Source organism: Streptomyces sp. 6-11-2, from assembly GCF_006540305.1.
GTDB lineage: Bacteria > Actinomycetota > Actinomycetes > Streptomycetales > Streptomycetaceae > Streptomyces.
The window spans coordinates 7,308,592-7,330,270 of record NZ_BJOR01000001.1 but is presented as its reverse complement, the minus strand read 5'-3'; the positions used below and the strand labels follow the sequence as shown (position 1 = coordinate 7,330,270).

Annotated in this window: 19 protein-coding genes; 6 read left to right on the top strand and 13 right to left on the bottom strand. The window is 71.1% G+C overall.

What is annotated here, in order from left to right:
* Positions 1 to 93 precede the first annotated feature (93 nt).
* Positions 94 to 1,698 carry a CocE/NonD family hydrolase gene (locus TNCT6_RS32895; protein WP_141367016.1) on the bottom strand — a complete coding sequence of 535 codons (1,605 nt, stop codon included), beginning with the start codon at positions 1,696 to 1,698 and terminating at the stop codon, positions 94 to 96.
* 204 nt (positions 1,699 to 1,902) lie between these two features.
* Between TNCT6_RS32895 and TNCT6_RS32890 the strand changes: the two genes are divergently transcribed.
* Positions 1,903 to 2,619, top strand: a complete 717-nt coding sequence (locus tag TNCT6_RS32890) for a TetR/AcrR family transcriptional regulator (RefSeq protein WP_141364905.1) — start codon at positions 1,903 to 1,905, stop codon at positions 2,617 to 2,619.
* An 87-nt stretch (positions 2,620 to 2,706) separates the two neighbouring features.
* Here the strand turns inward: TNCT6_RS32890 and TNCT6_RS32885 are convergent, their stop codons facing one another.
* From TNCT6_RS32885 to TNCT6_RS32875, 3 genes are read right to left on the bottom strand one after another with little or no spacing between them, the layout of a single operon-like run.
* Positions 2,707 to 4,032, bottom strand: a complete 1,326-nt coding sequence (locus tag TNCT6_RS32885) for a M20/M25/M40 family metallo-hydrolase (protein ID WP_141364903.1) — start codon at positions 4,030 to 4,032, stop codon at positions 2,707 to 2,709.
* Positions 4,029 to 5,435: a cytosine permease gene (locus TNCT6_RS32880; protein WP_141364901.1), complete on the bottom strand. Its 1,407-nt coding sequence runs from the start codon at positions 5,433 to 5,435 to the stop codon at positions 4,029 to 4,031. Before TNCT6_RS32880 ends, TNCT6_RS32885 begins: the two co-directional genes overlap by 4 nt.
* Before the next feature lie 2 nt (positions 5,436 to 5,437).
* Positions 5,438 to 6,391, bottom strand: a complete 954-nt coding sequence (locus TNCT6_RS32875) for a DUF1177 domain-containing protein (protein ID WP_141364899.1) — start codon at positions 6,389 to 6,391, stop codon at positions 5,438 to 5,440.
* A gap of 111 nt (positions 6,392 to 6,502) precedes the next feature.
* Between TNCT6_RS32875 and TNCT6_RS32870 the strand changes: the two genes are divergently transcribed.
* Positions 6,503 to 7,363 carry an IclR family transcriptional regulator gene (locus TNCT6_RS32870; RefSeq protein ID WP_141364897.1) on the top strand — a complete coding sequence of 287 codons (861 nt, stop codon included), beginning with the start codon at positions 6,503 to 6,505 and terminating at the stop codon, positions 7,361 to 7,363.
* A gap of 29 nt (positions 7,364 to 7,392) precedes the next feature.
* The gene (pepE, locus tag TNCT6_RS32865) at positions 7,393 to 8,121 is read left to right on the top strand and encodes a dipeptidase PepE (RefSeq protein WP_141364895.1); all 729 of its coding nucleotides are present in this window, start codon (positions 7,393 to 7,395) and stop codon (positions 8,119 to 8,121) included.
* 397 nt (positions 8,122 to 8,518) lie between these two features.
* Here the strand turns inward: pepE and TNCT6_RS32860 are convergent, their stop codons facing one another.
* The 7 genes from TNCT6_RS32860 to TNCT6_RS32830 form a co-directional block, all read right to left on the bottom strand.
* On the bottom strand, positions 8,519 to 9,283 hold the full coding sequence (locus TNCT6_RS32860) for an ABC transporter ATP-binding protein (protein ID WP_141364893.1): 765 nt from the start codon (positions 9,281 to 9,283) through the stop codon (positions 8,519 to 8,521).
* A complete protein-coding gene (locus tag TNCT6_RS32855) occupies positions 9,280 to 10,080 on the bottom strand; it encodes an ABC transporter ATP-binding protein (RefSeq protein ID WP_141364891.1) in 801 nt (266 codons plus the stop codon). Before TNCT6_RS32855 ends, TNCT6_RS32860 begins: the two co-directional genes overlap by 4 nt.
* Complete coding sequence (locus tag TNCT6_RS32850; protein ID WP_141364889.1) at positions 10,077 to 10,955, bottom strand: ABC transporter permease; 879 nt, start codon at positions 10,953 to 10,955, stop codon at positions 10,077 to 10,079. The genes TNCT6_RS32855 and TNCT6_RS32850 overlap by 4 nt, the downstream gene beginning before the upstream one ends.
* A complete protein-coding gene (locus tag TNCT6_RS32845) occupies positions 10,952 to 11,917 on the bottom strand; it encodes an ABC transporter permease (RefSeq protein ID WP_141364887.1) in 966 nt (321 codons plus the stop codon). Before TNCT6_RS32845 ends, TNCT6_RS32850 begins: the two co-directional genes overlap by 4 nt.
* Positions 11,917 to 13,437, bottom strand: coding sequence for an ABC transporter substrate-binding protein (locus TNCT6_RS32840; protein ID WP_141364885.1), 1,521 nt, complete (start codon positions 13,435 to 13,437; stop codon positions 11,917 to 11,919). Before TNCT6_RS32840 ends, TNCT6_RS32845 begins: the two co-directional genes overlap by 1 nt.
* Positions 13,438 to 13,483: 46 nt before the next feature.
* The gene (locus TNCT6_RS32835) at positions 13,484 to 14,212 is read right to left on the bottom strand and encodes a DUF1684 domain-containing protein (protein WP_141364883.1); all 729 of its coding nucleotides are present in this window, start codon (positions 14,210 to 14,212) and stop codon (positions 13,484 to 13,486) included.
* 196 nt (positions 14,213 to 14,408) lie between these two features.
* On the bottom strand, positions 14,409 to 14,960 hold the full coding sequence (locus TNCT6_RS32830; RefSeq protein WP_141364881.1) for a DoxX family protein: 552 nt from the start codon (positions 14,958 to 14,960) through the stop codon (positions 14,409 to 14,411).
* 207 nt (positions 14,961 to 15,167) lie between these two features.
* Between TNCT6_RS32830 and TNCT6_RS32825 the strand changes: the two genes are divergently transcribed.
* The 3 genes from TNCT6_RS32825 (at position 15,168) to TNCT6_RS32815 (ending at position 19,674) form a co-directional block, all read left to right on the top strand.
* On the top strand, positions 15,168 to 16,424 hold the full coding sequence (locus TNCT6_RS32825; protein ID WP_141364879.1) for an amidohydrolase: 1,257 nt from the start codon (positions 15,168 to 15,170) through the stop codon (positions 16,422 to 16,424).
* A 206-nt stretch (positions 16,425 to 16,630) separates the two neighbouring features.
* Entirely contained in the window at positions 16,631 to 17,005 is a 375-nt protein-coding gene (locus TNCT6_RS32820) for a VOC family protein (protein ID WP_141364877.1), read from the top strand.
* A 287-nt stretch (positions 17,006 to 17,292) separates the two neighbouring features.
* Positions 17,293 to 19,674: an excinuclease ABC subunit UvrA gene (locus TNCT6_RS32815; RefSeq protein ID WP_141364875.1), complete on the top strand. Its 2,382-nt coding sequence runs from the start codon at positions 17,293 to 17,295 to the stop codon at positions 19,672 to 19,674.
* Positions 19,675 to 19,748: 74 nt separating this feature from the next.
* Here the strand turns inward: TNCT6_RS32815 and TNCT6_RS32810 are convergent, their stop codons facing one another.
* Both TNCT6_RS32810 and TNCT6_RS32805 read right to left on the bottom strand, forming a co-directional pair.
* Positions 19,749 to 19,928 (bottom strand): hypothetical protein, encoded by a 180-nt coding sequence (locus tag TNCT6_RS32810; protein ID WP_141364873.1) that lies wholly within the window; start codon positions 19,926 to 19,928, stop codon positions 19,749 to 19,751.
* A gap of 21 nt (positions 19,929 to 19,949) precedes the next feature.
* A complete protein-coding gene (locus TNCT6_RS32805; RefSeq protein WP_141364872.1) occupies positions 19,950 to 21,659 on the bottom strand; it encodes an L-lactate permease in 1,710 nt (569 codons plus the stop codon).
* Positions 21,660 to 21,679: the final 20 nt, after the last annotated feature.

Sequence of the window (21,679 nt, the reverse complement as noted above, 5' to 3'; positions counted from 1 at the left end):
GGGCCCCGTCGGGAGTTCACTCCCGACGGGGCCCGCGTCGACGTGTGCCGTTCGCCGTCCGGCAGCACCGCCGGGCCGCCGGGCGTCGAAGCGTCAAGCCGGTCCGGAACCGTGGGCGAGCGTCAGTGCGGAGTCCGCGTGCAGTGTGACGCGCACCGCTGTGAAGGTGGTGGCGTCCACCGGAGACTCGCCGGTACCGGGATTGCGGGCATAGCGCGGATGAGCGCCCGCGCTGACCTGCCAGCGTATGCGGTGACCGGCGGCGAAGCGGTGGGCGGTGGCGCTCATGGGCACGGTGACCCGCGCGGGCGCCTGCCCGGCCGTCCTCGTCCGGCCCAGCCCGTCGCAGACGTTGACCGAGCGGCCCTGTGGGTCCACGTCGCACAGGCGGGTGAAGACGTCGGCGTGGCCGGTGTCCGTGGAGATGCCCAGCCGGGCGGAGACCGGGCCGAGGACGTCCACGGGTTCGGTCAGCGGCGGGCCGGTGAACGTCAGGACGTCGTCCCGGGCTTCCAGGCCGCTGTTGTCGCGAGGACCGGCACCGCGGGAAAGCAGCGGGCCGCCGAGGGACGGGGTGGGATCGGCCGGGTCGTAGCGGAACGACGCCAGTGGTCCGGAGTCCGTGGGGGCCTGCCGGGTGAGATGCCCGTCCGGGGTGGGGAACCACGTGGTGGTGGCCGGGGCCGCCGGCCAGTCGTCGAGGTCGCGCCAGGCGTCCTCGCCACCGATGTGCACGCGCACCGCGGTGGGGCGCAGGCCGGAGGAGTCGCCGCACAGGTGGGCGCGCAGCCAGGCGAGGCTCTCGGCGAACATCTCGGGCCACCCCTGCTGCAGTGCGGAGGTGTGGGTCCACGGGCCGACGAGCAGGGCGGTCCGGCAGCCGGACCGGCGCAGTCGCTCGTACTGTGCGAAGGTCTGGTCGACCAGTGCGTCGTGCCATCCGGTGATCAGGCTGGTCGGCACGTTCAGCCGGTCCGCCGCCGCTGCCGGTGACGCGCCGCGCCAGTACGCGTCGTCGGCGTCCGGGTGCGTCATCACGTCGTCCAGCCAGGGCACTTCGCCCCCGAGGGCGGACGCGTACGCCCCGCGCAGCGGCTGCGCGAAGGTGACGTCACGCAGGCGGCGCTGGAGACGCAGCGTCGCCCTCAGAAACGGTGCCATCCCCTGGTGCTGATAGGTCATGCCCGCGCCGACGGCGAGGACGTTCTCCAGGCGAAGTGTGCCGTCCGCGTGGAAGAGGGCGTGGGGATCGTGCAGGCCCACCTGCACCACCATCGCCTTCAGCTCCGGTGGCGGCTCCAGGGCGAGAGCCCACTGCACGTAGCCGAGGTAACTGGGGCCCACGGTCCCCAGCGTTCCGTTGAACCAGGGCTGCTCACGCAGCCAGGACACCGTGGCCCGGCCGTCCTCCGCCTCGTTGCGCCACAGATGGAACGCACCGCCTGAACCGCCGGTGCCGCGGCAGCTCTGCAGGACGACGTGAAAGCCCTGTTCGGCGAAGAGCATGCCGTACATGGGGGACCAGGGCAGACCCCTGCCGTAGGGCGAGCGCACCAGGAGGGTGGGGAAGTCGCCCTGTGCGCGCGGGAAGTAGTGGTCGGTGATCAACGGGCTGCCGTCCGCGGCCGGAACCACCAGCCCCGGCTCCCGTCCGGCGTCGTGCCGTGTGCGCGGGAGCCCGCGCCAGGTCGCCCTCATCAGCCGTGAGACCAGGGGCGCCTTGCCGGAAGGCGGTGCCCAGGTGTGCGCCGGCGCAGGGCCGTGTGTGCGTGCTGCCATCGTTGCCCTCCTCGTTTTCCGTACAGTGTACGAGAATGTTTCCGTACAGCGTACGCGAATGGAGGATGCTTGGATGACACCCGCGAGGGCGGTGTCGCGTACGAGGAAAGGAGCACGAAGTCCGTGTCCCGAGACGGAGAGACCGGCGCCACGGGCGTCGACCCCGAACAGCTGTGGCTGGGGCACCTCCAGCCCCGCAGGGGCCGCAGACCCGCCTACAGCCGTGAGGCGATCACGGCGGCAGCCGTCGAACTGGCGGACGCGGAAGGGCTGGAAGCGGTCACCATGCGCCGGGTCGCCGCACGGGTCGGAGCCGGTGTCATGTCGCTCTACAGCTACGCCCCCGACAAGGAGACGCTGCTGGAGCTGATGGTCGACCACGTCAGCGGCGAACTGCCGACCACGGTCGCGCCCACGGGCGACTGGCGCGCCGACATCAAGGCCGTCGCCCACCTCCAGCGCGCCCTGATGCTGCGGCATCCCTGGCTGCCCGCCGCCCTGTCCACCCGCCGCACTCCCGGCCCCCATACGCTGGCCTTCATGGAACGCGCGCTCGCCGCCCTGCGGCCCACCGGGCTGGACGGTGCGGCGAGGCTGGAGGTCTTCGCTCAGCTCACCGCGTTCGTGGTCGGTCACGTCACCCACGAGATCGCCCAGGCCTCGGCCTCACAGGCGCCCGGTCGAGCCGCGGCCGAAGCCCGTTACCTCGCCGCCGTCGCCGCGGACGGCCACCACCCGGAACTCGCCGCGGCCCTCTCCGCCCCCGGCCGCCCCCTCACCCCTGAAGCGACGTTCACCCGCTTCCTCAACCGCCTGATCGACGGCCTCGGAAGCGACTGACCCAGCCACGCGGAAAGCCCCGTGCGGTTCGGCGAGCGTCTGCTCGCCGAACCGCACGGGGAGGCGTAAAGGTGGGGGTGGGGCCGGTCAGCAGTTCTGCCACAGGCGGGTCATCACCCGGACGCCGAAGCGGAGGCCTTCGAGGGGGACTCGTTCGTCCACCCCGTGGAAGAGGCGGCCGTAGTCCAGGTCGTGGGGCAGTTTCAGGCCCTTGAAGCCGAAGCAGCGGACGCCGAGCTTCGTGAAGGCCTTCGCGTCGGTGCCACCCGGGTTGCAGTACGGCACCGGATGCCCGTCGGGGTCCTCGGCGCGCACCGCCGCGCACATCGCGTCGACGAGGGGGCCGTCGAAGGAGGTCTCCATGGCGATGTCGTGGTTGACCCACTGCCGGGCGACCGACGGCAGGAGCAACGCGTCGATGGTGTCGACGAGTTCCTGCTCGTGGCCGGGCAGGAAGCGGCCGTCGACGCGGGCGGTGGCCCGGCCCGGGATCACGTTGGTCTGGTAGCCAGCCGAGAGCATGGTGGGGTTGGCGGAGTTGCGCAGCACCACCTGCATGAAGTCGGCGACCGGGCCGAGCTTGGCGAGCTCCTTGTCGAGGTCCTCGGCGTCGAAGTCGATGTCGACGCCCTGGAGCCGGGCGGCCTCGGCGAACAGCGCGCGCACCGGTTCGATCAGGCGGATCGGGAAGGTGTGGCGGCCGATGCGGGTGAGCGACTCGGCGAGGTCGGTGACCGCGTTCTCGTCGTTGGGCGAGGAGCCGTGGCCCGCGCGGCCGGTGGCCGTCAGTTCCATCCAGGCCATACCGCGCTGGGCGTTCTCGATCGGGTACAGCCGCCGGGTGTCGTCGAGCGCGTAGCTGAACCCGCCGCCCTCGCCGATCGCCTCGGTGACTCCGGCGAACAGCTCGGGCCGGTGCTCGACCAGCCAGTGCGCCCCGTACCGGCCGCCCGCCTCCTCGTCGGCGAGGAAGGCCAGGACGATGTCGCGGGACGGCCGGGTGCCGGTGCGGGCGAAGTGCCGGGCGGTGGCCAGCATGACCGCCACCGTGTCCTTCATGTCGATGGCGCCCCGGCCCCACAGGTAGCCGTCGCGGATCTCGCCGGAGAACGGCGGCACCTGCCACTCGTCCGGGTCGGCCGGTACGACGTCCAGGTGGCCGTGGACGAGCAGGGCCCCGCGGCCGGGATCACCGCCGGGGATGCGGGCGACGACGTTGGCGCGGCCGGGCGCGCTCTCCACCAGCTCCGAGGTGACGCCGGCCTCGGCGAGGAGCTCGACGACGCGGTCCGCGCAGGCCCGCTCGTCGCTGGTGGGGTTGGAGGTGTCGAAACGGATCAGCTCCGCGCACAGTTCGACGACCTCACGCTGTGCCTCCTCGGAGGCGGTGACGAGTGAGGGGGTGGTGGTCATGACGCTCCTACGGGGGCCTTGCCGGTGGCGGCCGGGGACGGCCCGGTGCCGTCGGCGGACTCGTCGTCGAGGGTGGTGGTGCCGTACGTCCTGACCCACCCGGCGAGCCCGAGCACGCAGTAGAGGACGAAGGCGGTCAGCAGGGAGTTGAGAGCGGGGATACCGCCGTCGTAGAACTTGCCGACGCAGAACGCCACGGCCCAGATGACCAGGGACATCGGCACCCAGACCGGTGAGGTGGCGGGCAGGGTCTGCGTCTCGCGGGTGGCGTCGAGCGGTCCGCGCATGCGGCGCACCACCCAGTACTCGGCGACGATGATGCCGCCGACCGGCGGGATGGCCACGCCGAGCACCGTCAGGAAGTCGGTGAAGTGGGTCATGATGCCGACCGCGGACAGGAGGGTGCCGGCGAGGCCGAGGACGATGGTGACCGCGCCGCGGCTCAGACGCTTGCGGAAGACGACCTGGAAGAAGTTCACGACGCCCAGCGAGGAGCCGTACAGGTTCCAGTCGTTGATCTTCGCCGTGGACATCAGGACGACCAGCACACCGAAGACGCCGGAGGTGGAGAGCACGATCTGGGAGACCTGGTTGCTGCCCACCATGTGGCCGAGGAGGACACCGGTCATGCCGACGATGTACTCGGACAGGATCATGGAGGAGGCGCTCTGCACGAAGACGTGCGCGCCCTTCTTGTTGTAGCGGGTCATCTCGGGCGCGACGATCGCGCCGGTCATGAAGCCGCCCGCGATGGCGGTCGCGGCGACCGACAGCGGGACCGCCGGGCCGGGGGCCGGCGAGTGGATCAGGTCCGAGATCGAGTGCTTGGTCAGGGCGTCGGTGACGGACCAGGCGACCATCGCGAAGAACAGCGGGGTGACGATCTTCGCGAAGACCGCCATGTACCGGAAGCCGAAGACCACCAGGACGGTGATCGCCAGTCCCGCGACGACGCACCACAGCCACGAGGGGCCGCCGACCAGCGCGGAGACGCTGTTGCCGAAGATCGTGTTCTGCACTCCGAACCAGCCGACGAGGCTGATGGCGATGACGAGGCTGACCAGCGCGGAGCCGTTGCGGCCGAAGCCGACCCAGCGGGTCAGCAGCGGGGTCGCGAGGCCCTCGCGCATCCCGGCCAGGCCGATCGCGAAGATCACGACTTCCAGGATCACCGCGCCGAGGGTGAAGGCGAGGAGCGCGTTGCCGAAGGACATGCCGACGCCGATCGTGGCGCCGAGCGTGAACTGCGAGATCGATCCGGACTGGGCGAGCCACTGGAGCAGCATCGTCCAGAAACCGAGCCGTTCGTCGCGCGGGACGCGGGCGAGTGCGTAGTCGTCGCTGCCCAGCGCTCTGTGGCCCGCGGTGTCCGGGGCGGTGGCGGTGTTCTTGTGAGCGGCCATGATCACGACTCCCTGGGTGCGCGGCCGAGGGTCTGCAGGTGCGCCAGCGAGCCGTAACGGGACACGAGCTGGTCGAACTCCACGTCGTCGTGGAAGTCCAGGCGTCCGCCGCCGTAGGCCTTCGCGGTCTCGACGGCGAACCGGGCGGCGGCCGCGATGTCGGTCTCGTGGCTCGCGCCCGTCTGACAGCCGGGCACCGCCGCGGCCGAGGTGACCGCGAGGCCGACGACCGGGGCGGCCGTCGCCGTGGCCGGCTGAAGGATCGAATTGATGTGGTGTACACCGTTACCGTACGGGGTGATGTCCTGCGTGGTCACCGGGTACGTGACCAACGGCTCACCGGTGACCACGGCCAGCAGTTCCCCCAGCTGCTCGGCGACCTTGAGCACCCAGCCCTCCTTGACGGTGGGCGACAGGGCCAGGCCCTTGTGGTTGATGATCCGGTTGCCCTTGGTGGTGTCGATGGAGAGCACCGCCTCCATCTCGTCCGTGACCTCGTGCCGGTTCATGGTGGCGATGTCGACCGGCGAGTCCATGAACGGCACCGGGTCGTGCGGTGCGGTCGGGGCGTTCGGGCAGATGTGGGTGGCCACGATCACGTCGCCGTCGAGCACGTCACCGCGGCGGCGCATGTCCAGCAGCTTGGCGGCGGTGGCGATCGCGGCGATCGCGCCGTCCGCGTCGGAGACCAGGCCGGTGATCTGCGGACGGGCACCCACACCGCCGAGCCGTCCGACCACGCCGAGGGTGCGCGAGGTGCCACCGCGGCTGCGGCCGGTGCGGCCGGCCACGCGCACGAGGACGAAGTCCGTGGAGCCCCGCTCACCGGTGACGGTGGTGACCTGGGCGCCGGAGCCGGCGGGGCCCGCCACGGAGTCGAGGTAGGCGGCGACTCGCTTGCCGTCGGCATCGGGATCGTCCAGCAGATCCACGATGTCCAGGACGTACTTCAACATGGGCAGCTTCTCCTGATCCGCACCTGAGGCGGTGCTGACAGAAGATTCAGGATCCGTTAACCTTCTTCGCAACTGTTTCCCGTTATCTGCAATTCAGGTCTGAATGGCGAGATGGGCGGACGGGTGGACGTCATTCGGAGAGGAGTTGCCGTGCCTGACATCCCCGTCGACCGGAAGACCCCGGCCGGGGCACTGCAGACGGTCGACCGCGCCCTGCTGGTGCTGCTCGCGTTCGAGCGCACTCGGCCCGACTGGGGGGTGACGGAGGTCGCCACCGAGTTCGGCTGGGACACCTCGGTCGCACAGCGGCTGCTGTCCACGCTGGCCGGGCGCGGCTTCCTGGTGTCCGATCCGGCGACCCGCCGCTACCGGATCGGTCCCGCCGCCCTGCGGCTGGGCCGCCTCTGGGAGCGCTCCGGCTCGCTGGAACTGCTCGCGGAACCGGTCCTTCACGAACTGCGCGCGGTGACCGGGGACACGGTCCTGTTCTGCCTGCCCGACAGCTTCCACATGCGGTGCGTGGCGGCGGTCGAGGGCGAGGAGGGGCCGCTGCGGTACTACCCTCTCGTCGGCGAGCTGTACCCGGCGCACGCGGGGGCGACCAGCAAGTCGTACTACGCGTTCCTGCCCGACGAGCAGCGCCACCGACTCTTCCGCGGCCGCCCCATGGCCCGTTTCACCGAGCGCACGGTCACCGACCCCGACCAGCTGGAACGCGAGTTCCGCCAGGTCAGGGCGCAGGGCTACGCCTGGACTGTCGGCGAGTACGACGCCGGCATCGGCACCGTCGCCGTACCGGTCTTCCTCGGTGCCGAGCCCTACGGCAGCCTCAGCCTGGGGGCCGCCAGGGAACGTTTCCCGGACGGCCCCGAGGACCGGCTCGACGCGCTGCGCAAGGCGGCCCGCCTGCTGGAGCAGCGGCTGACGCACCCGCCCCAGCACCACCGCCGCCCGCGCACCCGCACGACCTGACGCAACGAACCCATGGTGAGGAACACCCCTTGAACCTGCTTCTTCTGTCCAACTCGACCCAGCACGGCCGCGGTTACCTGGAACACGCCCTCGACACCGTGACCGCGTTCCTGCCGGCCCGGGCACGGCTCGCGTTCGTGCCGTACGCGCTCGCCGACCACGACGCCTACACGGCCAAGGTGCGCGACGCGCTCGCCGGGGCCGGCATCGACGTGCACGGGGTGCACGAGGACGGTGACCCGGTCGGCCGGCTCGCCGAGGCGGACGCCGTGTTCGTCGGCGGCGGCAACTCCTTCCGGCTGCTGACCGCCCTGTACCGGACGGGCCTGCGGGACGCGCTGATCAAGGCGGTCGGGGACGGGCTGCCCTACATGGGCGCCAGCGCGGGCACCAACATGGCCGCTCCCACGCTGCGCACCACCAACGACATGCCGATCGTCCAGCCCCCGTCCTTCGAGACGCTGGGACTGGTCCCGTTCCAGATCAACCCGCACTACCTGGACCCCGACCCGCGCTCCACGCACAAGGGTGAGACCCGCGAGGAGCGCCTGACGGAGTTCCTCGAGGAGAACGACGTACCGGTGCTCGGCCTGCGCGAGGGCTCCTGGCTGCGCGTGGTGGGAACCCGTGCCACGATCGGCGGCGAGAACGACGCGCGCCTCTTCCGCCGCGGCACGGCACCGCGCGAGCTGCCGGTCGGCTCGGACGTGTCCGAACTGCTCGCCGTCACACCGGAGTACGACACACCGGCACGGTAGGTCCGGGCGCAAGCCCCCGGGACGACCGGGGAGGCCGGGACGGCGCGCGGGCCCGGGGCGTCGGGGAGCCGGAGGGCCAGCGGCCCGCGCTGAGCATCGTGGCAGGGGTCCGGACAGGCCGGGTGCCCGGAACGGCCGGGTGCCCGGGACAGCCGAGGGGCCGCACCGGATCGCGCGTTGGGGGTGCGGGTCGGCCGGAAACGGCCGGGGCGCGCGGCCAGGACAGCCGAGAGTGCGCGCCGGACCGGGCGTTGAGCGTTCGAGACGGCCGGAACGACCGCGGGCCCGTCACGGGCGGAGCTTGCGCCGGGCGGCGCAGCGGCGGTTCGGGGCGGCCGGAAACGACCGCCGGGGCCCGGCGCGGTCGGGGGCCCGCGCCGGGCGGTGTGGCGGTGGTTCAGGCCGGCAGTCGCGGCACGCTGTCGAGCAGGCGGCGGGTGTACGGGTGCTGGGGCCGGCCCAGGACCTGGGCGGTGTCGCCGTGTTCGACCACCCGGCCCCGTTCCAGGACGGCGGTGCGCTCGCACAGGGAGGCGACGACCGAAAGGTCGTGGGAGACCATCACGAGCGTCAGCCCCTGCTCCTGCTTGAGTTCGGCCAGCAGGTCGACGACCTTCACCCGGGTGGTCACGTCGAGCGCGCTCACGGGCTCGTCGGCCAGCAGGACCCGCGGGGTGCAGACGGTGGCGCGGGCGATGGCGATGCGCTGCCGCTGGCCGCCGGAGAACTCGTGCGGATAGCGGTCCGCCGCGTCGGCCGGCAGGCCGACCCGTTCCAGGGCCGCGGCCACCTTCGGCCGGGCCGTGGCGCGGCTGTCGATGCCGAGGGAGAGCAGCGGCTCGGCCACGGTGGCGCCGACGCGGCGGCGCGGGTCGAGCGAGGAGTAGGGGTCCTGGAAGACGCACTGGACGCCGCGCCGGAAACGGCGCATCTGTTCCCGGTCCCGCGGGGACAGTTCGGCGCCGTCGAAGCGGACCTGGCCGGCCGTGGGGCGGGCGAGGCCCAGCAGCAGTCGCAGCAACGTGGTCTTGCCGGCTCCGGACTCCCCGACGAGCGCGAGACTGTGTCCGGCCTCGACCTCGAAGGAGACGTCCTCGACCACGGTGCCCGTGCTGCCCCGGTAGCGCAGCGCGACGCCGGACAGTTCGAGTACGGGGGTCATCGCGCGCTCCTCAGGTCCAGGGCGGATTCCAGGCGCCGGGCGCTGGCGACGAGGGCCTTGGTGTACTCCTCGCGGGGCGCGCCGACGATGGCCCCGACCGGTCCCTCCTCCACGGCCCGCCCGTCCTTGAGCACCAGGGCGCGGTCGGTCACCTTGGCCACCACGGCGAGGTCGTGGCTGACGAACAGCACCGCCATGTCCCGTTCCCTGACCAGCGTGTCGACGAGTTCCAGCATCTCCGCCTGCACGGACACGTCCAGCGCAGTGGTCGGCTCGTCCGCGATGAGCAGTTTCGGTTCGCAGGCCAGGGCCATGGCGAGGGCCACGCGCTGGCGCTGCCCGCCGGAGATCTCGTGCGGGAACGCGCGGGCGATGCGCTCGGGGTCGGGCAGCCGGACCTGTGCGAGCGTGTCCGCCACGGCACGCTGAAGGTCCTTGCCCTTCAGGCCGGTGCGCCTGCGGAGGGGTTCGGCGATCTGGCGGCCCACGCGCATCAGCGGGTCGAGCGCGGTGAGCGGCTCCTGGAAGACGACGGCCGCGTCCCGGCCGCGCAGGGAGGTGAGCCGCTTCTCGGGGGCGCCGACGACCTGGGTGCCGGCGAGTTCGACGCTGCCGGTGGCGGTCATGCCGTCGGGCAGCAGACCGAGCACGGCCAGCGTGGTCAGGGACTTGCCGGAGCCGGACTCGCCGATGAGGCCGAGGCGCTCGCCGCCGGCCACGGTGAAGGACAGGTCGTCGACCAGGGTGCGGCCGTCACCGGTGCGGACGGTCAGCCCGCGTACGTCGAGGAGGTTCACGCGCGCCTCCGGCGGCTGGCCGGGTCGAGGGTGTCGCGCAGGCCGTCGGCGATGAGGTTGACGCCGATGACGAGCAGGACGAGCAGGATGCCGGGGGCGAGCGCGCCCGCCGGGGCGGTGGTGAAGGTGGCCTGGGCCTCCTGGAGCATCCGGCCCCACGAGGCGTTCGGTGGGGGTGCGCCGAGCCCGAGGTAGGACAGTCCGGCCTCGGCCAGTACGGCGAGGCCGAACTGGAGGGCGAGGTTGACCACGAGGGTGGGCCAGATGTTGGGCAGCACATGGCCGACGACGGTCCTGGGCCAGGATGTGCCGGAGGTGCGGGCCGCGGTGATGTAGTCCTGCGCCAGCACGCGTTTGACGAGGATGCGCACCAGCCGGGCGACGACCGCGCTCTGCGCCAGGCCGATGGCGAGGACGGCCGAGCCGAGGGTCGCCGAGCGGGCCGCGACGATGAGCATCGCGAGCAGCAGCGTCGGGAAGGCGATGAGGATGTCGAGGAACGCCGAGAGCGTGTCGTCGAGCCAGCCCTGTGCGAACGCGGCGAACACACCGAGGGTGACGCCGATCGCGGCGGCGACGAGGACCGAGCCCAGACCCGCCTCGACGGCGATCCGTGAGCCGGTCATCACCTGGGTGAACAGGTCGCGCCCGAGCTTGTCGGTGCCCAGCAGGTGTCCGTTCCCGGGGCCGGCCAGCCGCCCGCCGGAGGTGTCGTCGGCGGGGTAGGGCAGCCAGAACAGGGAGACCAGGGCGAGCAGTGCGATGAGCCCGGCCAGGACGCAGCCGACGACGAGCGTGGCGGAGCGCCGGGACCGGCGTCGGCTCGGTGACTTCTCCTCCGGCCGGACGGTGGGCAGCGTGTCTGCCTGGGTCATCGGGCACCTCCGGAGAGCCGGCCGCGTAGGCGCGGGTCGATGATCCGCTGGACGAGGTCGGCGACGAAGCCGATGAGCAGCACGGCGAGGGTGGAGACGAACAGCACGCCCTGGATGACGGGGTAGTCGTGCTGGGCGATGGCGGTGGCGAGCAGGGAGCCGAGGCCGGGGAGCGCGTACACCGATTCCACGACGACCGCGCCGAGCAGGGTCGAGGCGAGTTCGATGCCGAGGATGGAGATGACCGGTACGGAGGCGTTGCGCAGGCCGTGCCGCCACATCGCCCCGCCGAAGGACGAGCCCAGGGCGCGGGCGGTGCGCAGGTAGTCGCTGCCGAGGACGTCGAGGGTGGCGGAGCGGACGTAGCGGATCAGGGACGCGCTCATCACCAGGGCGATGGTGGCGACCGGCAGGACGAGGGAGCGGATCGCCTCGGCGGGCTCGGACCAGCCGTCCGGCGGGAAGCCGCCGGACGGGAGCCAGCCGGCGTTCAGCGCGAACACGGCGATGAGGATCATGCCGAGCCAGAACACCGGGATGGCGATGCCCAGTTGGGACACGCCGCTGAGCAGTGCGCCGTACCAGGTGTGCCGCTTGTGCGCCGCGACGAACCCGGCGGGCACGGCGAGGACGACGGCGAGGGCGAACGCGGCCAGGGTCAGCGGCACGGTGACGCTCAGCCGGGAGGCGACCTCGGGTCCGACCGGCAGCGAGCTGACGAAGGAGGTGCCGAGGTCGCCGCTCGCCAACTGCCCGAGCCAGTGGACGAACTGCTCGGGCAGCGGCCTGTCGGACCCGATGGAGTGCCGAGCCGCGGCGATCTGCTCCGGGCTCGCACCCACCGAGGTGAGTGCGTTGGCGGGGTCGCCGGGCAGCATCCGCAGCAGGACGAACAGCACCACGCTCGCCAGAGCCAGCGACACCAGGAGGAAGGCGAAGCGGCGCAGGAGATAGCGGGCCATCAGCCCTTCTTCTTGATGTCGTAGGCGTAGAACTGCGAGTTGAGGCCGTTGAGCGGGTAGCCGGACAGCTTGCTGCTCGCGACGACGATCTGCGGGTACAGGTACAGCCAGTCGCTGGCCGCGTCCTCGGCGGTCTTGCGGTTGACCTTCTTCAGCAGCTCGGTCTGCTGGGCCGTGGTGGAGGCCTCTTCGGCCTGGTCCACCCACTGGGTGACCTGCTTGTTGTCGTAGCCCCAGTAGAAGTCGGGGTTGCCGTACCAGACGAGGTCGCGGTCGTTGACATGCTCCTGGAGCGTGGCCGAGAAGTCGTGGTTCTTGTAGACCTTCGTGTACCACTCGTCCGGCGTGATCGTGTTGATCTTGACGGTGACGCCGACCTTGGCGAGTTCGGACTTGATGAAGGTCGCGGCGGTGGGGTGCGGGTCGTAGTTCGGCGTGTCGAGGGTGAAGCTGAAGCCCTTGGCGTACCCGGCCTCGGCGAGCAGCTTCTTGGCGCGTGCCGGGTCGTAGGCGTTGACCTTGGTGAGGTCCTCGTACCAGGGGTCGGTGGGCGGCACCATCGAGCCGATGAGCTTGCCGTAGCCGCCCCAGACCGACTCCAGCAGCTTCTTGTCATCGATGGCGGAGGACACGGCCTGGCGCACCTTGACGTCGGTGAAGGGCTTGGCCTTGTCGTTGAAGGCGAGCAGCAGCTTGGTGGTGGAGTCGCCGTCGTTGACCTTGTAGTTCTGGTTGCTCTTGAACTGGTCGAGGGCGTCGGGCGACTGCTCGCTGGTGACCACGTCGACGGCGTTGGTCAGCAGCGCGTTGTTGAGGGCGGTCGCGTCCTTGTAGTAGTGGAAGACGGCCGTCTTGTTCGCCGCGGCCTTGCCCCAGTAGCCGGCGAACCGGTCCAGGCTCAGGGCGGAGCCGCGGGTCCACTTGCCGAGCTGGTAGGGGCCGGTGCCGTCCTCGGTCGTCTTCAGGTTCTTCGCCTGGGAGTTGATGATCCAGACGTAGGAGAGGTTGTAGACGAAGGAGATCGACTTCTTGGACAGCGTGACCTTGACGGTCTTCGCGTCCGGGGTGGCGATGTCCTTGATGACCTGAAGGTTGCTCTTGCGGGCGGACTGGGAGTCGTCCGCGATGACCTTCTCCAGGCTGTACTTGACGTCTTCGCTGGTGAGGGCCTTGCCGCTGTGGAACTTCACGCCGTCGCGCAAGGTGAAGGTGTAGGTGAGTCCGTCACCGCTCACCTTGTGGTCCGTGGCGAGCAGCTTCTCGACCTTGCCATCGTCGGTGAGCTTGAACAGCCCTTCGTAGACGTTGCCGTTGAGGGCCTCGGTGACGCCCTGGCCGCCGCCCGCGGTGTTGTCGAGGTTCTGCGGCTCGTAGAGGGAGCCGATGTTGACGGTGGCGTCCTTGTTCCAGGCGCTGCCCGAGGCGCTGCCGCCCGAGCCGGAGCCGCCGCAGGCGGTCAGGGTCACGGCGAGGGTGGCAGCGGTGGCGGTGGCGTACAGGGACGTCTTCTTGATGCTCATGGCTGTGGGCGCTTTCGTGCTGGAAGTGCGGGAGGCTACGGGGTGATCAGTGCTGTGCGGGGAAGCCGCCGCGGAAGACGGGGAGCTTCTCACCGGCCTGAATGGGCAGGTGGAAACGGTTCTGCCGCGGCGGCATCGGACAGTTGTACTGATCGGAGAATCCGCAGGGCGGCACGAAGGCGCGGTTGAAGTCGAGCAGGACCCGGTCGTCGTCCTCGGTGCGCCGCACGAAGAGGAAGCGGCCGGCGCCGTAGGTGGTGTCCCCGTTGGTGGGGTCACCGAAGACGAGCAGCAGAGTGCCGTCGTCGTCGAAGGCACTGAGGGTGTAGTCGCGGCCGTCGACGGTGAGCGTGATGTCGCCCGGGACGACGAGGTCGCGGGTGCCGCCGTTGTCCCGGATGTGCTCGAAGGCCACGCGCCGGGCGCCGGGTACGGGCGTGTAGGTCGCCTCGAGCACCCAGGCCGGGTCGTAGGGGAACACGTCAACCCGGTCGAAGTGGCGGACGGCGGGCGAGTCGGCGTCCCAGAACCGCAGGCCGTGCTCGGGCTCGCCGGTGACGAGGTCGGTGCGCCGGAGCGTGGTGACGGTCACCGTGCGCGGCTGCCCCGCGCGCGCGGCCTCGGCGTCCGGGCGCTCACCGGCCGGCAGCCAGCGGGTCTCGACGAGGGCGAGGTTGCCCGTCGGCGAGGTGAGGGCGCGATGGCGCTCGGACCGCCATGCGTCCCACTCCCCCGCGGGGTCGGCTGTGGGCTGGTCGGTGATGGGGTGGGACATGTCAGGACTCATTCGCGCAGCGTTCGTGGGCATCACGCCGCAGATGTCACGCCGCGTGAATTGATGGCCAAAGCGTCACCTTTATCTTCTATAAGGCTCTCTAATGTCAAATGAGATCCACAGCTCGGACAGCGGCCCGTGGCGACAGGCCGTGCCCGGCCTGTCGCCCCGCCGGCCTGCCGTCCGGATCTCGGCGTCAGTGACGCAGCAGGAGCGTGACACCGGCCACAACGGCACCGAGCACGATCGCGGCGGCACCGTGGGCGACGCGGTGCGAGCGCAGCCCGGGCAGCAACCGGTCCACGGCGATCCGGCCGGGGCCGGTCAGGGCGAGAGCCACCGCGGACAGGGCGATGAGGAGTTCGTACTCGACGCCCTGCGGGGCGAAGAAGCCTCCACCCCACTTGACGGAGATCGCGTTGACCAGCGTGCCGGCGACGGCCGCGGCGGCCAGCGGGGTGAGCAGGCCGAGCGCGAGGCCGAGCCCGCCGAGGGTCTCGCTGAGTCCGGCCACGACGGCGAACGCCCGGGGTGAGGGGTAACCGGAGGCGGCGAAGAACTGCCCGGTGCCGTCGACACCGCCCCCGCCGAACCAGCCGAACAGCTTCTGGGCGCCGTGCGCGGCCATGGTCAGCCCGAGCGCGAGGCGCAGGACGAGCAGGCCGGCGTCGTAGGCGTGGGCGGGGGCCGCCGGAGCCGTCTCCGGCGCGACGGCGGGGCGGGACAGGGTGACGTCAGGAGTGGTCAAGGTGGGGGCTCCTCGGGTCGGACGGCGGGGCCCCACGACGCTGGGTGGCACGGGACCCCGACTCAACTTGAATCTTCAAGCTAACCCAGCCGACGCCAGTACTACAACTTTCAAGCAGCCTGGTGCGGCGCCGGCCGGGCTGCCGCGTCCCCGCGGGTGTGGTTACGTCGGAGGTGGCGGCCCTTCGCCGGCCAAAGGGGCATCACGATGACCGCACACGACACGGCCCGGCAGGTCCTGGCCGGCCTGGACAGCAGCCTGACCGAGGACCTCGAAGCGCTCTACCAGGACCTGCACGCCCACCCCGAGCTGTCCTTCGAGGAGCACCGCACGGCCGCCGAAGTCGCCAGGCGCGCACGGGACTTGGGCTATGACGTCACCGAGGGCGTCGGGCGGACCGGTGTCGTGGCCAGACTGGTGAACGGCCAGGGCCCGACCGTCCTGCTGCGCGCCGACTTCGACGCGCTGCCCGTCACCGAGCGGACCGGACTGCCGTACGCCTCGACGCGCGAGGGCGTGATGCACGCCTGCGGCCACGACGTGCACGTCACCTGCCTGTTCGGCGCCCTGGCGCTGCTGGCCGGCGCCCGCGACCGGTGGTCGGGCACCGTGCTGGCCGTGTTCCAGCCGGCCGAGGAGCTGGGGCAGGGCGCCCAGGCCATGGTCGACGACGGCCTGTACGCCCGCTTCGGCACCCCCGACGTCGTCCTCGGCCAGCACGTGATGGCGATCCCGGCCGGCACCATCGCCTGCCACCCCGGTCTCGCCTTCGCCGCCACCGACGCGCTCGAGGTCCGCATGTTCGGGCGCGGAGCCCACGCGTCCATGCCGGAAGCATCGATCGACCCGGTGGTGATGGCTGCCTCCACCGTGATGCGGTTGCAGACCGTGGTCTCCCGCGAGATCGCCTCCGCGGACCGCGCCGTGGTCACCGTCGGCGCCCTGCAGGCCGGCACCAAGGACAACATCATCCCGGACGAGGCCCGGCTCCAGCTCAACATCCGCGCCTACACCCCGCAGGTCCGCCGGACCGTCCTGGGCGCGGTGGAGCGGATCGTCCGCGGCGAGGCGGCGGCCGCCGGGGCGCAGCGGGATCCCGAAATCAGCACCCTGCACACCTTCCCGCTGATGGTCAACGACGAGGAGGCGTGCGCCCGCACCATGGCCGCCATCGGGGACGTGGTCGGCCACGACAGGGTGACCGACCCGGGCGCCTCCTCGGGCAGTGAGGACGTCGGCGTCTTCGGCACCAGCGCGAACGTGCCGGTCTGCTACTGGCTCCTCGGCGGCGTCGATCCCGACGTCTTCGCCAAGGCGGAGGCCGCGGGCACCAGGAGCCGGGACATCCCGCAGAACCACTCGCCGTTCTTCGCGCCCGTCATGCGGCCCACCCTCACCAACGGTGTCACGGCTCTGACCGCCGCGGCCCTCGCGTGGCTCGGACCGGCTCCGCGTTCCGCGTGACCCACCCGCACGGAAGCCGGATCGAGTAGGGTTCCCGACGTGAACACCGGACCGGCGACAAGCCACTCACGGATTGGTCACCCGGTGGAGGGCTGATCTCACCGCGGGTGCGGAGAAGGCACCCCCACGGTTCGGCACGCGGACCTCCCCGTGCTCGTGCACCACGACGAGTCCGCTTCCGTGCCGAACACAGTCAGGTCAGCCGAATGACAGCCACGTTCAACCACACCATCATCGCCTCCAAGGACCGCGAAGAGTCGGCCCGCTTCTTCCGCGAGCTGCTGGAAGTGCGGGCAGCGCCGTCCTGGGGCCCGTTCACCAACATCCAGCTCGCCGACGGTGTGCTGCTCCAGTTCGCCGAGCCGCCGGTGGAGATCCAGATGCAGCACTACGCGTTCCTGGTCGACGACGACCTGTTCGACCGGGCCTGTCAGCGGTTGTGCGACCACGGCATCGAGCACTGGGCCGATCCGCACATGCGACTCCCCGGTGAGATCAACCACGAGCACGGCGGTCGAGGAGTCTACCTCAAGGACCCCGCCGGCCACGGGATCGAGCTGATCACCCGCCCGTATCTGTGACCGGGCGCAGGACCGGTCAGGAATGGAGAAGCGCCGGGCGCCCGGCCGTCGGTAGCGTGGGCCGGGCCGTCCGGCGGTCACGGGGGTGAGCCGCGCGGATCCACCGGCTCCCCGGCCGGAGGGTCCGCGCGGACCGGGTGCGTGGATAATGCCTTGGTTCTCGCGCGGAGCGCGACCCCGGTGAGCGCCGGCCGGACCCGCGTCGCGCCATCCCGGCCCGGCCCCGCCGCTCAGGCGGACACCCACCGTTGCCGCGAAGGCGGCGCAGCCCCACAGATGGAGACACGATGAGCAAGGCCACGAGGACGGACACGCCGCCGCACGCTGCCGACAGCCACGACCTGATCTGCGTGCACGGCGCGCGCGAGAACAATCTCAAGGACGTCAGCATCGAGATCCCGAAGCGGCGTCTGACGGTGTTCACCGGTGTCTCCGGCTCGGGCAAGAGCTCATTGGTGTTCGACACGATCGCCGCCGAGTCGCAGCGGCTGATCAACGAGACCTACAGCGCCTTCGTGCAGGGCTTCATGCCGACCCTGGCCCGGCCCGAGGTCGACGTCCTCGACGGGCTGACGACCGCGATCATCGTCGACCAGCAGCGGATGGGCGGCGACCCCCGCTCCACGGTCGGCACCGCCACCGACGCCAACGCGATGCTGCGCATCCTCTTCAGCCGGCTCGGGCAGCCGCACATCGGCTCGCCCAAGGCGTTCTCCTTCAACGTGCCCTCGATCAGCGGAGCGGGCGCGGTCACCGTGGAACGCGCCGGAAAGACCGTGAAGGAGCGGCGCAGCTTCAGCATCACCGGCGGCATGTGCCCGCGCTGCGAGGGCCGGGGCACGGTCTCCGACGTCGACCTCACCCAGCTCTACGACGACTCCAAGTCGCTCACCGAGGGCGCGCTGACCATCCCCGGCTACAAGCCGGGCGGCTGGAACTACCGGCTCTACAGCGAGTCCGGCTTCTTCGGCGCGGACAAGCCGATCCGCGAGTACACCGAGCAGGAGCTGCACGACTTCCTGCACCGCGAGCCGACCAGGATGAAGATCGCGGGCATCAACATGACCTACGAGGGTCTGATCCCGAGGATCCAGAAGTCGATGCTCTCCAAGGACCGGGAGGCGATGCAGCCGCACATCCGGGAGTTCGTGGACCGGGCGATCACCTTCACCGACTGCCCGGAGTGCGGGGGCACCCGGCTCAGCGAGGCGGCCCGGTCGTCGCGGATCGGCGGGACCAGCATCGCCGACGCCTGCGCGATGCAGATCAGCGACCTGGCCGACTGGGTCCGCGGCCTGGAGGAGCCGTCGATGGCTCCGCTGCTCGCCACGTTGCAGCAGACCCTCGACTCGTTCGTGGAGATCGGCCTCGGCTACCTCTCGCTCGACCGCCCGTCGGGCACGCTGTCGGGCGGCGAGGCGCAGCGCGTGAAGATGATCCGCCACCTCGGTTCCTCGCTCACCGACGTGACCTACGTCTTCGACGAGCCCACCACCGGCCTCCACCCGCACGACATCCAGCGGATGAACGGCCTGCTGCTGCGGCTGCGGGACAAGGGCAACACCGTGCTCGTGGTGGAGCACAAGCCGGAGACCATCGCGATCGCCGACCACGTCGTCGACCTCGGTCCCGGCGCCGGTACGGCGGGCGGCGCCGTCTGCTTCGAGGGCACCGTCGAGGGGCTGGGGGCCAGTGGCACCCTCACCGGCCGCCACCTCGACGACCGGGCCTCGTTCAAGGAGACGGTGCGCAAGCCCACCGGCACGCTGGAGATCCGTGGCGCGACCACGCACAACCTGCGCGGTGTCGACGTCGACATCCCGCTCGGCACGCTCGTCGTCGTCACCGGTGTCGCCGGTTCCGGCAAGAGCTCGCTCGTGCACGGGTCGATCCCGGCCGGCGCGGGTGTGGTGTCGGTCGACCAGGGCGCGATCCGCGGCTCGCGGCGCAGCAACCCGGCGACGTACACCGGACTGCTCGACCCGATCCGCAAGGCGTTCGCCAAGGCCAACGGGGTGAAGCCGGCGTTGTTCAGCGCCAACTCCGAGGGCGCCTGCCCCACGTGCAACGGCGCCGGCGTCATCTACACCGACCTGGCGATGATGGCCGGCGTCGCCACCACGTGCGAGGAGTGTGAGGGGAAGCGGTTCGACGCGTCGGTGCTGGAGTACCACCTCGGCGGCCGTGACATCAGCGAGGTGCTGGCCATGCCGGTGGCCGAGGCCGAGGAGTACTTCGGCGCCGGGGAGGCCCACACGCCGGCCGCGCACCGCGTCCTCGGCCGGCTCGCCGACGTCGGCCTCGGCTACCTCACCCTGGGCCAGCCGCTCACCACGCTGTCCGGCGGCGAGCGGCAGCGGCTCAAGCTGGCCACCCACATGGCCGAGAAGGGCGGCGTCTACGTCCTCGACGAGCCGACCGCCGGTCTGCACCTCGCCGATGTCGAGCATCTGCTCGGCCTGCTCGACCGGCTCGTCGACTCCGGCAAGTCGGTGATCGTCGTCGAGCACCACCAGGCGGTCATGGCGCACGCCGACTGGATCATCGACCTCGGTCCCGGCGCCGGGCACGACGGCGGCCGGGTCGTCTTCGAGGGCACCCCCGCCGACCTCGTCGCCGCCCGGTCCACCCTCACCGGTCAGCACCTCGCGGCGTACGTCGGCGCCTGACCGAGGCCCCCGCGACACCGTGGGACGCGTCCGCTCCGACGCGTCCCACGGTGCGGCCCGGGTGCCGGGCGGCCTCAGCCGCGCGGACGGGAGATGTACCGCAGGGCGGGCGAGATCATCATGCTCACGGCGAAGATGGCGAGTCCGGTGACCGACAGGGCCGGCATCCGGTGTGTTCCGCCGAGGTACAGCAGGGGCAGCGCGACGATCGCCGCGAGGCTCGACCAGGCCTGGACGCGTGCGGTGCTGTTCATGCGTTTCTCCGTTCCCTTGGTCTATCCGTTGGTCCGGGCGAGCAGGAAGAGCGGCAGACCGACGAGGGCCGTGGTGACGAGCGTCAACGGCAGTGTCCTGCGCAGGACCTGTCCCTCACGCCCGCCGATTCCGGCGGTGGTGGTGCCGAGAAGGATCTTGCTCGGGGAGATCATCGTGCCGAGCGCGCCGCCGGTCGTCTGGGCGCTGAGGACGTTGGCGGTGCTGAGCCCGCCAGCCTGGGCGGTGGTCTGCTGGAAGGCACCGAACAGCAGGTTGCCGGAGAGGTTGCAGCCGGTGATGAAGGTGCCGAAGACGCCGATGTACGGCGCGAGGAGCAGGTAGATTCCGCTGGTCCAGGCGGCGACCTTGGTCGCGAGGACGTCGGCCTGGCCGGAGCCCTGCATCACCGAGGCCATCGCCACCAGGGTCACCACGGCGATCGTGGGGCCGATCGCCTTCTCCACCGTGCCGCTGAGGATCGGCCGCCAGGCCGCGTCGCGGAGGTGCCCCTTTCGCCGGTAGAGGACGTAGCTGATCGCGGCGGTGACGAGCAGGAGCGTCCCGGCGTGTGTCAGCAGCACCAGCTTCGACGTCGATGCCGGTGTGGTGAACCCGAGGCCCGTCGTGACGGCCGGGAACCGCACATCGACGGTCGGTCTGCTCAGTACGTCCTTCAGCGGCCCGATCAGCAGGACGACCCCGGTCACGGCGAGCAGGGTGGAGTACGGGATGAACGCGGTGTTCAAGGACATCGCGGGCGCCCGGGCACCGGGCTCGCCCGCGGATGCCATCGCCACGGTGGCCCGGCCGCGCACACCGGCACCGGACGAGGCACCCCCGGATTCCGGTGTGCTCGGGGCCGCCTGCGCGGGCGGCGCGGCGACGCCCGCTGATTCGCCCTCCTCGAACACGGGGCTTTTCACCACCCGGGAGGGGCGGCGGTAGAGGGGCAGCCGGGCGAGACCGGCGACGACGACCAGACCGACGAGGCCGGCGGCGAAGCCGTTCAGCGTGTCGTCCCACTGGGACAGCGCCAGCATGACACCGCCGTGGGCCAGCGAGATCACCGCGACCGCCGGCAGCCCCTCCCACAGGCCTCGGAGGCGACCGTAGAGCCAGCAAATGGTCAGGCCGCCCACGAGGTTGACCATCCACAGCAGCAGGGAGGCCTGGATCGCGGTCGTGGCGCTGTCGGCCGGTGAGAGATGCGTGACCTGCCTCATGCCGATCCAGGCGGCGGACAGGGTGCCGAAGGTGTTGTTCCAGGCGTGTCCGACCAGCGCGATCACCACCGCGTGGAGCGGACGGACACCGATGCCGACGAGCAGCGGGGCGCACACCGCGATGGGCACGCCGAAGCCGGTGATGCCCTGGAGGAAGGAGGCGAAGACCCAGCCGATCGCCATGACCTGGAGAAGCGGATGGACGAACATGCGCGTCATGCCCCGCTGGAACGGCGTGAACGCGTCCGCTTCCTTGGCGACCTCGTAGATGAGGATCGCGGACAGGATGACGTAGACGATGGTGACGGCTTCGACGACTCCCTTGACCGTTTGCAGTCCGACCGCGTCCAGGCGCAGGTGAAACACCGTCAGTGCGGTGACCGAGGCCACCAGCCAGCCCAGCGCACCGGCTTCCGCCGCGCCCCAGCCCCGCGCGATCATCAGGAAGAGCAGCAGGGCGAGCGGGGCCAGTGAGGCGGCCCAGAGCCAGATGCTCGCGTGTTCCATTCCCGGGGTCTCCTCTCGTC